The organism is Chryseobacterium sp. T16E-39 (assembly GCF_002216065.1).
GTDB lineage: Bacteria > Bacteroidota > Bacteroidia > Flavobacteriales > Weeksellaceae > Chryseobacterium.
Window position 1 is genome coordinate 1,671,582 of record NZ_CP022282.1, and the last position, 14,481, is coordinate 1,686,062.

Consider the following 14,481-nt stretch of genomic DNA (forward strand, 5'->3'; position numbering starts at 1 on the left):
ACAATATCAGAAACTATGTTTACCTTTAGACTTTAATTACAAGATATCGCATGAAAACAGCTGCAACGTTTCTTTTGGCTTTCTTTTTTTTTCTCTCAAATCTTTTAACGGCCCAGCAAAAACAATATATTTTCTTTTTACATAATAAATTTCTGGAAGGCCATTCTTTCGCCGAAAAACATCCACAATATGGCATCGCAGAGTATGCGCCGATTCTGAATAAACTAAAAGACAAAAACACGGTGATCATCTCTGAAAAAAGACCTGATCAGACCGACCCGGAAATGTATGCCCGAAAAGTAATTACCCAGATTGACAGCTTAAAAAATAAAGGGGTATCTCCTCAAAATATGAGTATAGTAGGTACCTCACAGGGTGGTTATATTGCTCAATATGTTTCTTACTATGCTAAAAATCCAGATTTGAAATTTGTGATCATCGGATCGAGCTTTAAGGACGATTCCTTGAATAAAGACCCTGACTTCAAATTGTATGGTAAAGTACTTTCTATTACAGAAAAATCTGATGAGGGGCATGTTCCGTTATCTTCTCAAAAAAGATTAAAAAACTCAAAATTAAAAACGTTCAAAGAAATAGAAGTGAACACCGGAATGAAACATGGTTTTTTGTTTAAAGCATTAGATATCTGGATCAATCCTACCAAAGAATGGATTCATAAGAAGTTTTGATGGTTGTGTGGGGTATGAATTTAGGATTGAGAGATACGAGTTGCGAGGTACGAGATTACACCCTATCTCACAGCAAATAAAACGAATAACTCCTCACCTTCAGCTTTCAATTTTCAACTCTCCACTTTCAACTCTCCACAAACTTCTTTTGTGCCGCCCTCATCCCAAAGAAAAACATCACAATCACTGAAATTCCCAAAAATGCAAATGAGTATTTCCATGAAGGATCCCAGTCGTGTAACTTCCCAAAAATAGCAGGTCCAAAAGCAGCAATAAGGTATCCTACAGATTGTGCCATTCCTGAAATCTTAATAGCATTGGCACTTGATTTTGTCCGCAAAGAGAAAAATAAGATCGATAGACTAAACGAAAGACCATTGGATAGACCTAAAAGAATTGCTGTTGCATAGATCCATTGTGATTTTAACAGGGCAAACATAACAATACTTGCGAACATCAGAACACACAAGAAAACGATCATTACTCTTTGGTCTTTCATTTTATTAGCGATAATCGGTCCTACAAAAGTGATCGGAATCATTGAGATCTGAATGACGAACAACACCCAACCCGGAGCATTTCCGTTCATTCCATAGTCATTCAGAACAGCTGGCAGCCATGAAATTAAAGAATAATAAACCAGAGACTGCAGCCCCATAAAAATACTGATATTCCAGGCCTGTGCAGATTTAAACATATTAAAATCCGATTTAGCCAAAGAGCTCTTGATTTGATTGGTGCTTTTTTTATTCAATAATAATTCCAAAACCACGACCAATAAGGCTAGCAAAGCAATAACCAACCAGATTCCCAAAGAACCACGCCATCCGTAGCCTGTCCATTCTCCAAGGCTAACGCTGTACCCCGATGCCAACGCAGCGGTAAGGTTCATCGCAACCGCAAAGATGCCGGTCATTAAACCGATCTGTTTTGGAAAATTGTTTTTGATATAACCTGGAGTAATAACATTTCCTACACAGATTCCAAGACCGATAAATACAGATCCTGTAAACAAGGTCCAAACGGATCCAAAAACCCGCAGAAACAACCCAAAACTCAGGATAACCAAAGCATATAATAAAAAACGGTTGATGCTGAAACGGTGTGAAAACCGACTAACCAATACTGAGCAACTGGCAAACATCAGCAAAGGAATGGAAGTCAGTAAACTGCTTTGAAAATTATCTAAATGCAAAGACTGACCGATCTGATTCAGTACCGGCCCAACAGAAGTAATAGGTGAACGCAGGTTACTTGACACCAAAATAACTACCAAAACATTGATCAACAGTAAAATATAAGATCCCTCTTTTCTTGTTTCACTTTTCATAATAGGTATAAAAAAATTGATATAGCAAAATTAATTATGTTATTTTGTATACATTTGCCATTATATTGATCTAAAACGACATGGCTCCTCCAGAAAATATCTTGAATGTGGATGAATTATCGAAACCTTATTTTGTTTGGTTTGAGGATAACTGGAGGCATGATGATCTTCTTCATCTTCATGAGAAAAAGGGACAGCTGGTGTATGTAGAAAGTGGATTTCAATATCTGACGGTAGAAGGAAAGATGTATCTTTTACCGCAAAACCATGCCGCCTGGATTCCTGCAAAAGCCATCCATAAAACCAATTCTCATTCCGAAAGAATCAGGTTGATGATCATGTTTTTCGACAGTACCAAAGATGATTCATTTTACAATACGGTCAACGTATTTTCTGTACCTCCGGTATTGAAAGAAATGATCAGATATGCCGAAAAATGGTCACGGGATACGGATGAAAGCGATGATGAAAACATATTTCTAAAAGCATTGTATAATGAACTCCCAAATTTTGTAGCCGATTCTATCCAACTGCATATCAGTCTTCCTAAAGACAAGAGATTAACCCAGGCCATCAACCACCTGAATACCCACTATACACAAGATCTTAAAATGGAAGACCTAAGTGATATCGCCTCATTATCACTACGGTCTCTGGAAAGGATTTTTAAAAAAGAAACTGGCCTCACCCTGATCAAATACCAGCAAATGCTGCGGATCATCAAAAGCCTGGAATTATTAAGTGCCAATGAATGGACTATTTCAGAAATTGCCTATCAGGTTGGGTACAAAAGTCTGCAGGCATATACCAACAGTTTTCAGTCGGTTATGCAGTACAGACCCAGCGATTTTATAAAAAATTTATGATCAGACTTTGTCTTTAGAGATCCACTTATCAACTTTCGGAGCCTCGTAATTCTTCATTTTGGCTAGAAGAACATCTATGTTATCATCTACAATCAGCATCTTTTGGTTAGCTTCTTTCAAAAACCCTTTATCAACCATTGTCTGTGTCATCTTCAATAAATCATCGTAAAATCCATTGACGTTAAGAACAGCGATTGGCTTTTGATGCAACCCCAACTGTGCCCAGGTCATCATTTCAAAAAGCTCTTCTAAAGTTCCATATCCTCCGGGTAATGCTATCACACCATCTGATAATTCATTCATTTTGGTTTTACGCTCATGCATGGTTTCTACAAGGATCAGATCAGTCAGATTTTGGTGAGCAATTTCTTTTCCTTTCAGAAAATGAGGAAGCACTCCTATCGCCTCACCGCCGTTTTCCATCACTCCGTTTGCAACTACTCCCATCAAACCACTGATGGCACCACCATATACCAATCCTATTTTCTCTTCCACAAGTTTCTTTCCTAATGCATAGGCTTGATCTTCATAGATCGGTTCAGCTCCAAAGCTTGATCCACAAAATACAGTTAGTCTTTTTATCATTGTACGTCAAAGTTTATAGTGGCAGCCAATTATGAGACCGCTACCGATGTTCTTTTTACCTTTAATTCTTTAATAATCAAATATACCAATATTCCAAGTGCACAAACTGCATACACTGCCAAAATGATGACACTTAAACTTCCCACTGCCCAATCGGAAGGAAAAATTTGCCCCATTAAGGTCATAAATGACAAGCCAATTCCAGCTCCTAAAAAATAGTTGGTGCTCGTTAAACTTGAAGCTACTCCATAATCCGATGCATCAACATCCCGGATTCCCAAAATGGACAAACTGGTAAAACAGAAAGTCATTCCAACTCCTGAGATACACGCTGCACCCAATAATACAAGGACCAAAGGGTGACCAAAATAAATAGATATCAGTAAAGATAAAGCCCCAGCCAACATAAAAGACCATCCGAAAATTCCCATTTGTGCAGGGTTTAGTTTTTTTGAAACAGAAGGCAAAATAAATTTAGCAACCAAAGCTGACATTACACTGAAAGGAACCAGCATTAATCCTGCTGAGGCAGCACTGTGTCCCATATCTTTTTGCAACATTAAAGAGATCAGGAATAAGAATCCTATAAAAAAGGCGCCTAAGGTAAAAAAGGCCAAATTCGAAGTCATCAGTGATCTGTGCTTGAATAATTGAATATCAATCAAAGGCTGAGCTACAGTTTTTAATCGATAAACCACAGTTCCTAATAATATAACAGCTACAACGATCGACCCGATAACCATAAATGGCTGCTCTTTAATCTGGATCAACTCATGGGTTCCATACGTCAAACTCAATAATCCAAGAACTAATAAAATTCCAGAAACGGAATCTGTTTTCTGAGAGTTTTCCGACTTCTCATCCGCAGGTAAATACTGATATGCGAAAATAAGAGTCAATAAAAGAATAGGAACATTGATTAGGAAAACCCAGTGCCAGCTTAAATAGGTACTGATGATACCTCCTATAGACAAACCACTCCCCGATCCGATTGCTGCAAAAGAGCTAAAAACGCCTAAAGCTTTATTTCGTTCATGATTTTCGGTAAAAGTATTCGTAACTATAGATAGCGCTGAAGGCATAATAAATGCAGCACCCAATCCCTGTAAAGCTCTGAATATGGCCAACATTTCAAAATTGGTTGAAAGCCCTGCCCCTAATGAAGTCAGCATAAAAATAAGCGCTCCAAGCAGGAACATTTTTTTTCTTCCGATCTGATCAGATAGCTTGCCTCCAATAATCAGAAAACCACCAAAAAACAAAACATATAAAGTTTGCAGCCACTGAACGGTTTCAGCACCGATATTGAACTGTTTCTGAATAGCAGGGATTGTCAGGTTGATAATAGCAATATCTAAAGCTTCAACAAAGGTTCCTATTGATGCCAATATTAATATTAAGTTTTTTCTTGTTCCCATACCATTCAAATTTCCTGCAAAATTAAAATTATTAGAACATATGTAAAAATTTAACATTAAATTTGGAACACAATTGAATTTAAATACAAAATAAAAGAACAAATGTACTTTTAAGTTAATTTTAAAATAAAAAAACAGAACAAATGCAACCTGAAAATTACACCCTCGACGAAAAAGACCTCTCTATCCTGCGCCTGTTACAAAAAGATGCGAAGCTGAGCGTCCGTGATATTTCAACCCGGATCAATCTAAGTCCAACGCCTACCCATGAACGGATCAAGCGTTTAGAGAAATCAGGAATCATCAAAGAATACACGGCTGTTTTGGATCGCAAAAAGGTCAATAAAGGAATGATGGTTGTATGCATGATCGCACTGAATGCCCATAATAAAAAAATGGCCACGAAATTTATTGAAGAGGTTTGTAAATTAAAAGAAGTCGTTGAGTTTTATAACATCAGTGGTGATTTTGATTTTATGCTGAAAATCCTTGCACCCAATATGGATGAGTTTCATGAATTCTTCGTGAATAAGCTTTCTGAAATCGAAGGGATCGGACAGACGAAAAGTATTTTTGTGATGAATAGTATTAAAGAAAGTTCTCAGATTATATAAGCAAAAGCAGATGTAATTACAAACATAATATACCACGTTCGTCATTGCCAACGAAAGCGAAATAATCTCAATCCAACATTCATTTACTAGTAAAAAGCAAACTCACTAGAACACTGATCCTCCATCAGTTAAAGTGAGAACCTTTGTAAATTAAGTCACAAAAGTTTTTAACACTTTAGTGAGTTTAAGTTTAATACTTGCTGCATAAAAAGAACACATAAGGCCTCTAAAAATCTTTGATTTTTATTCTAAATAACAACCAACATCCATCCATTGCGAACAAATGTGCTTGTGCTGAGCTTATCGAAGGGAAGCAATCTCAACTAAAAATCACAACTTACAAGTAAAAGTAAATTACCCAGAATACTGATCCTCCGTCACTTCGAGTGTTTTTCGAATTGAAATGAAGAAAAATGTATCGAGAACCTTTGTACATTTCAACCACAAACCGAAGGTTCGACGTAGTCAAAAGTCACAAAAGTTTTTTGAACACTTTAGTGAGTTTAAGTTTAATACTTGCTGCATAAAAAGAACACATAAGCTCTCTAAAAATCTTTGATTTTTATATTTCAAACAAACTTCGTCAGCGAAGCTAGTCTTTGCTGCCTTATTTATGCATCATTATCATCAATCTTTGCGTTTAAAAAAACACAAAAGTTTTAAATACTCTAGTTTTAATTGTAATATGTATCACATAATATACACACATAAGTATAGAAAAACCATGCTTTTGTATAAAAACCAAATCCTAATCAAAAAGCAGGTCCTACTTTAGCACTATCAAAAAGTTTTCATAAGTCAATTCATGCAGTAGCAATCTGGCTCGTTATCACTAAATCAAAAGGTATAATCAAACTTGATATATTTGATTAGATTTAATAACAATACTCATCCTTTCATGTCATTCCCTTAGTGATGGACGGGTCAGATTCTTTTTTATGAAAGTAAATCTGTCCTGTATTTAACGTGACAAAAAAAAATTTCCACCTCTGCAAAAATCAATTCTTCTTTACTGACCATAGCATTCGAAAAAGGAGAAAGAACGAATGTGAAGCAATCTCAATTAAAAAGAACGCATTAGTTCTTTAAAAATCAAAGATTTTCAATGTGCCTGATAATAATAATAATAATAATAATAATAATAATAATAATAATAATAATAATAATAATAATAATAATAATAATAATAATGATTTAGATTCCTACGGAATAACGACTTTATGCATAAGTAAAAACCTCTCATTTGTCATTCCGGAATGGAGCGAAGCGTAATGATGGAATCTAAATAAAGTAGAAGAGAATCTGCAATATCTGCCCAATCTGCGAGAATTAGAATAATCGCAAACCTCTGCAATCTCAGCTCACAAGAATGACCACAAAGTTTTATAAGTTCTCCAAAAAACCCTTTTTAAGAAAGTTTTAATTCAATTTATTCGTTATGTTCAATTAGGAATAAGTAAATTCAGGTTATCAATTAAAAACATTTATTATGCCTTGGAATCCTGATGTTTATAACCAATTTAAAAATATAAGGTTCAAACCTTTTTTTGATCTTTCCGATCTGATCATTGCAGAAACACCCATGAAAGCCGTTGATTTAGGTTGTGGTACCGGAGAACAAACCGCTATTCTCACCGAAAAATTTCCTCAAGCCGATTTCACGGGTATTGACTCTTCCCCTGAAATGCTTGAAAAATCCAAAACATTGGAAAATGAACGTCTCCATTTTAAAATGGCAACCACAGAGGAAATGCTGACCGGCAACGAAAACTGGGATCTTATTTTCAGCAATGCCGCTTTACAGTGGTCCGACAACCATCAAACCCTTTTTCCACAACTGATCTCAAAACTGAAATCCAATGGCCAACTGGCTGTTCAAATGCCTTATCAGCCGGGAAACACTCTGAATCAGATCTTATCCGGTCTCGCTGAAGAAGAACCTTTTAAAACTTATCTAAATGGATGGAACCGCCCTTCTGCAGTCCTTACTATAGATGAATACGCACAGCTTTTATTTGAAAACGGAATCGTGGAATTAAATCTTTCACAAAAGGTGTATCCTATCATTGCTGAGGACCACGACACTTTATTCAATTTTATTTCCGGATCAGCTATCATTCCTTATCTGGAACGGTTGGATGAAGAGCAACAAAAAGATTTTACAACTGAGTTTAAAAAACGTATTGCTAAAAGCTTCCCCAAGCTTCCTGCTATATATGCATTTAAAAGAATTCTTATGTATGGAAGAAAAAAATAAAGATCTTCATTTACGAAAGGCTACCTCCGCAGATTTAATGGCCATTATAAAAATGCTTGCGGATGATATATTGGGACAGAACCGGGAAAAAGTCTCCGATCCTTTGGACGAAAGATATTTTACTGCATTCAAAGCTATTGAAAAAAATCCTGATCAAGATTTACTGGTGATGGTTAATGATCATGATGAGATTTTGGGAACTTTACAGATCACCTATCTACAATACCTCAACCATACAGGCAGTAAGCGGGCACTGATTGAATCTGTACGAATCCATTCTTCACAACGTGGCCGGGGGCTGGGAGAAGAAATGTTCCGCTTAGCCATTATACGTGCCAGAGAAAATGGAGCGGATGTTGTTCAACTGACTTCGGATAAAACCAGAACCGAAGCGCTGAGGTTTTATAAAAAACTGGGATTTACAGCTTCCCATGAAGGTTTTAAAATGAAAATTTAACTGAAATCCAAACTGTTTTAATTCTCGTATACATCTGGTAGGTCCTGTTCAGATGATAAATTATGCAAAGAGCAATAAAAATGTAAAAAAGGGATGCAAGATTTTCATTTTACTGGATTTTAGATATAAAGAAATTCTTGTTTAACGTAAACCTGCTTTGGTACGGGCTTTGAATAACAAAAAAAATATTTTATAAAAGACAAATTATACCCTAAACCAACAACTAACAGTTACGATACAATGAAAAAAATAATAGCAATCGCGTTTTTAACATTAGGAATATTCAGTATTACCAGTTGCACTGCAAAGCAGGCTGCCCAATCTATGGAAACCGGAAACAATTCAACCCTTGAAGCAAGCGGAAAGATCACAAAGATCGAAAATGGCAAAGATGGCTATATGGCCACCTTTAAGGATGCTAGTGGAAAAGAATATGTAGCAACGATCAGCATTATCAATCTTCAGAAAGGAAGCAGCCAGTTCAAACGCTATGAAGTAGGCGATATGATCTCTGTAAAAGGAAGTTCATGGGATAATGACGGAGTTACCCATATTACAGCTTCTGAGCTTTCAGGTACCGCTTCAGACTCTACGACTCTTTCTGTAACTGGAAAAGTCACTAACATTGAAAACGGCAAGGATGGCTATATGGCTACCATACAGGATGCTGACGGAAAAGAATATACAGCAACAATTAGCATTGTTAATCTTCAGAAAAGCGGTGGCACCTTCAAACGGTACGAGATCGGAAATACCATTTCGGTAAAAGGTCCTTCATGGAAAGATGATCAGGGTAAAACCTACATCAAGGCGGAACAACTGAAGTAATTAAATAAAAACAATCATTTTTTTAATAATTCTCTATCGTGATATCCTTCAAAATTCTTTTTGAAGGATATTTTTTACCTGATTTGTTTTTCTTAATTCAGTTGTTCCTTTCAATGGCTCTATTTATTTCTGCTCTACTTTCTTAAAATGAACCCCATCTCTTTGCAGATCAATCACTACATCAGACACTTTCCCTTCATTATCTATTGAAAAATTCAGTTCAAACTCAGGGTTCATCTGCTGAGGAATATTTTCAATCAACTTGCAGATAAAAGCATTGTATTGCATGTGCTCCAATCTGAATTTAAAGGCAGGGAAAACAGCGAACAGTTGATCGCCTTCTTTTACTACTTCAAAAGTTCCATATCCGTTATCCACATATTTCCCAGTGTATTGGACCAGATCAAGACTTGGCTTTTTACCCTGGTCAATGGGCTTCATTGTTTTCTCAGGCTTTTTAATATCATAAATCTCTTTGGTATATGCGTACGACTTTTGTCCATCCAGTCCTAACATTCGGTTAGATATCATACTGGTAATCGTATAGGGAAGATCAGAGTTCTGTTGATTGGTCAGTACTACAACTCCTATTTTATCTAAAGGGTATAAGACTGCATTGGATGAAAAACCAGATACAGCACCTCCATGATGTACTTTATAGTGTCCACGGTACATATTGGCATTCCAGCCATACCCATACCCAAAAATATAACTACTTTGATCAGCTGTTGCGGGTGGACGTCCATTAAAAACCGCCTTTATACTGGTTGCTTCTTTTACATAATTTTCCGAAAGAACTTTCTGTTGCTGAAATACACCGTTATTCAGCCACATCCTGATCCAATTCCCCATATCATTAGCCGTGCTGTTAACAGCAGCTCCTGGCTGATCATTGTTTGGTTTCTGATAAAGTATTTTTTCGATGTTCCCTTTATACACCCCATATGGCAACGCATAATCTTCAGATTTTAGCATTTCATCAATTGATGTGGAAGAATGGTTCATCTGCAGAGGCTTAAAAATCCTGTTGCTGATGAGGTCACTCCATCTCTCTCCACTCACCTGTTCTGCTATTGTTCCCAGAACGATATAACCCATATTACTATAAATCCAACTGTCTTTAACTTCTCCACCAGGTTTAAGAAAAGGCAAGCGTTTCATTAAATCTATCCTGCTTTTTGCCGGGAAAAGAATATAAGAACCATCTGCTCTTCCTATTCCGCTTTTATGACTTAACAAATCTGCTATGGTGATCATTGAGTTCATCCGGTCGTTGTAAAACTGAAGAAAAGGAATATACATCGAAGGCTTTGCTGTAACTGATACTTTATTCTCGTCCTGAAGAGATCCTATCAATGCAGAAGTAAAAGATTTTGTGATGCTGCCAATAGGAAATACGGTATTCGAAGTCACCGGAAGTTTTTTATCAAAATCTCTCCATCCAAATCCTTTGGAATACGCGATCTGATCATCTTTTACTATCACTACAGATAAGCCGACAGCTTTATAGTCAGCCATGATATTTTGGATTTCTTCATCCAAACCTTTCAAGTTAGGCTGAATTTTTTGACTGTATAATAACCCGTTAATGGAAAGTACTCCCAATAAGAAGATTTTAATAGGATTCATGGTTTTGAATTAGATGCATGAAATTTAGCACTTTATAAGATTCTTCACAAGATTCATTAATGAATTACAGAAGATTTGTTTAATTAAAATCCTATTTTTCAGATCATTAACTGCCAGCATAAGAAAAACAATCAATAATCCTTTATTCATAGGAAACTATAAACTAATTAGACGGTATAAATAAATAACATAGATATTAATAATAATTCAAAATAGCTCCTTTAACACTACAGTTCAAACAGTTACAATAATTTAAATTTCCCAAAAAGGTGATAAAAACTCATTTCCAATCATAATATTTCCTATATTAGTGATAACTAATCAACCATCAAATTTCAAAACTATGAGAACATCACTATTATCCATGAAAAATGGTATAGCAGTCGCTATGGTATTTTTATCAGGTGTCACTTACGCCCAACAATGGCAAACTACAGGAAATCAGGGAATTAACCCCACCAATTATGTGGGTACTGTAGATCCCAGAATTCTTTACTTGCGAACCAATGGGGCATCTAACAACCCTAATCAGGCATTGCTCAACGAATTTGGTACTTTCATTGTAGAAACTACCAATAATTCTAATGCCTCTAAAGCAAAAGGAAGTCTTGCTGTTGGGGTATCCAATACTTTAGGAGCCCAGGCTGCCAGCACATTTGTCAGCGGATGGTCCAATAATCTGAGTACCGGTGGTGGTGCTAATATTGTTGGAGGGCAGGAGAATACCGTATTAAACAATGCCAGTAAATCAGTCGCATTAGGATGGAAAAACACGATCAGAAATCATAATGAATTTGCATTAGGGGTAGGAATTGACCTTACTGAAGAGTATTCTGGAGGATTTGGGATTGACCTTGCAGCTACCGGAAACCGGTCTTTTGTGATTGGTGCAGGGAATGGAGGGGCAAAACTTACCAATGCCATTCCCTATTCTATTATGCTGGGAATGTCAGGGACCTCAACCATGCTGATCAAAGATCAAAGCGTGGGTGTTCGTACCAATGCTCCTACCGCTAATTTCCATACCGTTGGAACCGTTCGTCATCAGGACCTGCCTGTTGGAAGCGGACGTGCATTAGTGGTAGACCCCAATGGGAATGTTATGGTATCCAACACAGCACTGAGTAAAATGGCTTCTTCAGACGAAACCATCCAGAAGCTGGAAGACCGTATTAAAAATCTTGAAAATACGGTAGAAGAATTAAAACAACTTCTTTTGAATAAAAATTCAACCACTGATATTAGTTTATCTGATGTTCCGACATTGGGACAGAATGTTCCGAATCCGACAAAGAATGAAACAAGCATCCGCTATTATCTTCCAAAAGATGTAAAAACAGCATCGCTTGAAATTTACAGCATCTCCGGTCAGTTGGTGAAATCAGTCCCACTTCGTGAAAAAGGAAATGGTACGATTAGAATTTCAGGCTCTGACCTTCAATCCGGCACTTATGTATACAAAATGACAGCAGACGGAAAAGTGACTGATGCAAAAAAACTAATCATGCAGGATTAAATTCTTGATATATTTTTTTCAAAAAAGCGGTCGCCAGAATTATTTCTTCAGCGACCGTTTTTTATTATTTTAGATTTTTCAGATTTTCTTCAAAATACCTCCGTATGGCATCACTTACATATTGGTCACTTTCTATAAAGTGATCTTTCCCAGGAAGTAAAATGAGGTCATACCTTTTTCCGGCTTTGGTCAATGCATCAATCATTCTTATCGTTGTGGAAATGGGTGAATTCACATCACTTGTTCCATGCATAAATAGTAATTTTCCTTTCAGGTTTCCGGCGTGATTGGTATTGGTTCCCCATTCGTAGCCTTGCTTGTTATCTTCCGGTAATCCCATATACGGCTCATTGATTTCTGCTCCTTCTGTAAGCTCACCTTGTGCTGATGCAATACCTACGCGGTATAATTCAGGAGCCATCAGCATCGCTCGAACAGCAAAATATCCACCCCAGGAATGCCCATAAATACCGACCCGCCTCATATCCATAAACGGGTATTTTCCTCCAAGCTGTTTAAAAACTGCCACCCGATCAGCAATTTCACAGGTTCCAATCTTTCCATAAATAGCATCTTGAAAAGCTTTACTTCGCTCAACTGTTCCCCTTGTGTCCATGATAACCGTGATATAGCCTAACTGTGCCAATGCCTGCGCCATGGCAGTAGGCGCTGAATTAGGTCCAAATCTATGAGGTACTACATTCATAAAGGGTCCGGCATATATAAATTCAACCACCGGATATTTTTTGGCTGGATCAAGATCATAGGGTTTGTACATAATTCCGTATAGATCAGTGATTCCATCATCCGCTTTAGCAACGAAACCTTCCGGAGGTTTAAATCCTATTTTTTGCAACCTGCTGGTATCAGATGTTTTCAGAAGTTGCAAAGATTTTCCATCAGTGGTTCGCAATTCAACCGATTGAGGCTGCTTCATACTGGAATACGTATCCAGAAAATATTGACCGGAGGGTGAAAACTGGGAATAGGTATGTATTCCATCTGCTGAGGTGATTTTTTTAAAGTTCTTTCCTTTCAGATCAACCCGGTATATATTTGTCGAGTAGAGATTTTTTTCTGCATTAGCAGTGAAATAAACCCAACCTTTAGATTCATCTATACGAATAAGTCCTGTAGTAACAGGAAAATCTCCGGAAGTCAGCCTTCGGATCAGCTTCCCATTGATATTATAAAGATACAGATGGCGCCAACCATCTCTTTCAGAAAGCCATATAAAAGAATTTCCATCTTTCAGGAGCGTAACCTGTTTTTCCCATGCATCAATTAAAAAATCCAATCCTTCCACAAAGGTTTTGCTTTCTTCTGTCAGGATTACTCTGCTCACTCCTGTATCCGGATCAGCAGCCAGCAATTCCAGCTTTTTTCCAAGCCTGTCCAAACGCATAAAAAGGACTTCTGAATCATTGGGTCTCCATCCTATCGGAAATGCATATTGCTGTGCATTTGAACCCATTTCTATCTTGACTGTTTTCCCCGAAGTGACATCCAGGACATACAGTTCAGGAGTCTCAATAACACCTTCGGTTTTAGCATACACGCTATACTTGACCTCCTCGTCAGGTTTTGAATAATCAATTACGGGTAGATGATGAACCTTTCTACCATCTGGTCTTTTTACCAGAAGTTTCTTTCCATCCTTCGACCAACATCCATCTGTGACCGTCCATGGATAATCATCTTTTCCATCAAAAGTAATCTGTCTTGTTTTTTTGGTAAGACGATCAACCAGTTCTATATTATTATCTTTTGTCGTAACAAACCATTGCCTATCGGGAGAAAAAATACCGGAAGGCGGAATTTCATCCTCTTCTTTTCCTTCTATCCGGATGATCCCGTAATCCTTTAAACTCAACCGAAATTTTTTATTTTCAACAAAAAACTCTGCTGCATTTTTATCTTCTAATAAAGTGAAGGTACTAAATGGAATTCCTTTAGTACCAGGTTCTTTTTCAAGTAAAGGTCTTAGTACTTTCATTAAATGATCTCTGTCAAAAAACTCCCGCTTTGTATTATGCTTCGGGTCTACCTCATAGATTACTGTATTTTCAGGGGTTCCTGCAGCAAACCAGAAACGGTTTCCATCTGCATACCAATGGGGATTGACATAGGTATCCCGGACAAGACTCCGGAAATTCAGATAGCTTTCGTAGCGTCCCTTATCGGTTATCGTATCACTGACCTGTGCATCAGCAAAAGATGCTAAAAAGAGCATGATCAGATTTATTTTTAAAATGAAATATTTACAATAAATTTTCATGGTACTCATTTTAA

General features: G+C 37.0%; 12 protein-coding genes. 7 read left to right on the forward strand and 5 right to left on the reverse strand.

The window, feature by feature from the left end; genetic code table 11:
- The first annotated feature begins 50 nt into the window (after window positions 1-50).
- Window positions 51-689, forward strand: a complete 639-nt coding sequence (locus tag CEY12_RS07540) for an alpha/beta hydrolase (RefSeq protein ID WP_089027110.1) — start codon at window positions 51-53, stop codon at window positions 687-689.
- Window positions 690-816: 127 nt separating this feature from the next.
- Here the strand turns inward: CEY12_RS07540 and CEY12_RS07545 are convergent, their stop codons facing one another.
- Window positions 817-2,019 carry a CynX/NimT family MFS transporter gene (locus tag CEY12_RS07545; RefSeq protein ID WP_089027111.1) on the reverse strand — a complete coding sequence of 401 codons (1,203 nt, stop codon included), beginning with the start codon at window positions 2,017-2,019 and terminating at the stop codon, window positions 817-819.
- An 80-nt stretch (window positions 2,020-2,099) separates the two neighbouring features.
- On the opposite strand from CEY12_RS07545, the gene CEY12_RS07550 reads away from it, so the two are divergent.
- Complete coding sequence (locus CEY12_RS07550; RefSeq protein ID WP_089027112.1) at window positions 2,100-2,885, forward strand: AraC family transcriptional regulator; 786 nt, start codon at window positions 2,100-2,102, stop codon at window positions 2,883-2,885.
- On the opposite strand, the gene CEY12_RS07555 is transcribed toward CEY12_RS07550, so the two are convergent.
- On the reverse strand, window positions 2,886-3,467 hold the full coding sequence (locus CEY12_RS07555) for a TIGR00730 family Rossman fold protein (protein ID WP_172821067.1): 582 nt from the start codon (window positions 3,465-3,467) through the stop codon (window positions 2,886-2,888). It lies immediately after the preceding gene.
- Window positions 3,468-3,499: 32 nt separating this feature from the next.
- Window positions 3,500-4,888, reverse strand: a complete 1,389-nt coding sequence (locus tag CEY12_RS07560) for an MFS transporter (RefSeq protein ID WP_089029817.1) — start codon at window positions 4,886-4,888, stop codon at window positions 3,500-3,502.
- A gap of 143 nt (window positions 4,889-5,031) precedes the next feature.
- Here CEY12_RS07560 and CEY12_RS07565 point away from each other — a divergent pair, with 143 nt between their 5' ends.
- The 4 genes from CEY12_RS07565 (at window position 5,032) to CEY12_RS07580 (ending at window position 9,044) form a co-directional block, all read left to right on the forward strand.
- Window positions 5,032-5,502, forward strand: coding sequence for an Lrp/AsnC family transcriptional regulator (locus CEY12_RS07565; protein WP_089027114.1), 471 nt, complete (start codon window positions 5,032-5,034; stop codon window positions 5,500-5,502).
- A gap of 1,489 nt (window positions 5,503-6,991) precedes the next feature.
- The gene (locus tag CEY12_RS07570; protein ID WP_089027115.1) at window positions 6,992-7,759 is read left to right on the forward strand and encodes a methyltransferase domain-containing protein; all 768 of its coding nucleotides are present in this window, start codon (window positions 6,992-6,994) and stop codon (window positions 7,757-7,759) included.
- Window positions 7,743-8,216: a GNAT family N-acetyltransferase gene (locus CEY12_RS07575; protein ID WP_089027116.1), complete on the forward strand. Its 474-nt coding sequence runs from the start codon at window positions 7,743-7,745 to the stop codon at window positions 8,214-8,216. Before CEY12_RS07570 ends, CEY12_RS07575 begins: the two co-directional genes overlap by 17 nt.
- A gap of 240 nt (window positions 8,217-8,456) precedes the next feature.
- Entirely contained in the window at window positions 8,457-9,044 is a 588-nt protein-coding gene (locus CEY12_RS07580; protein ID WP_089027117.1) for a hypothetical protein, read from the forward strand.
- Window positions 9,045-9,167: 123 nt separating this feature from the next.
- Here CEY12_RS07580 and CEY12_RS07585 read toward each other — a convergent pair whose 3' ends face one another.
- Window positions 9,168-10,673, reverse strand: a complete 1,506-nt coding sequence (locus tag CEY12_RS07585) for a serine hydrolase (RefSeq protein ID WP_089027118.1) — start codon at window positions 10,671-10,673, stop codon at window positions 9,168-9,170.
- Between the two features lie 343 nt (window positions 10,674-11,016).
- Between CEY12_RS07585 and CEY12_RS07590 the strand changes: the two genes are divergently transcribed.
- Entirely contained in the window at window positions 11,017-12,189 is a 1,173-nt protein-coding gene (locus CEY12_RS07590; RefSeq protein ID WP_089027119.1) for a T9SS type A sorting domain-containing protein, read from the forward strand.
- 64 nt (window positions 12,190-12,253) lie between these two features.
- Here CEY12_RS07590 and CEY12_RS07595 read toward each other — a convergent pair whose 3' ends face one another.
- Complete coding sequence (locus tag CEY12_RS07595; protein WP_172821019.1) at window positions 12,254-14,467, reverse strand: S9 family peptidase; 2,214 nt, start codon at window positions 14,465-14,467, stop codon at window positions 12,254-12,256.
- Window positions 14,468-14,481: the final 14 nt, after the last annotated feature.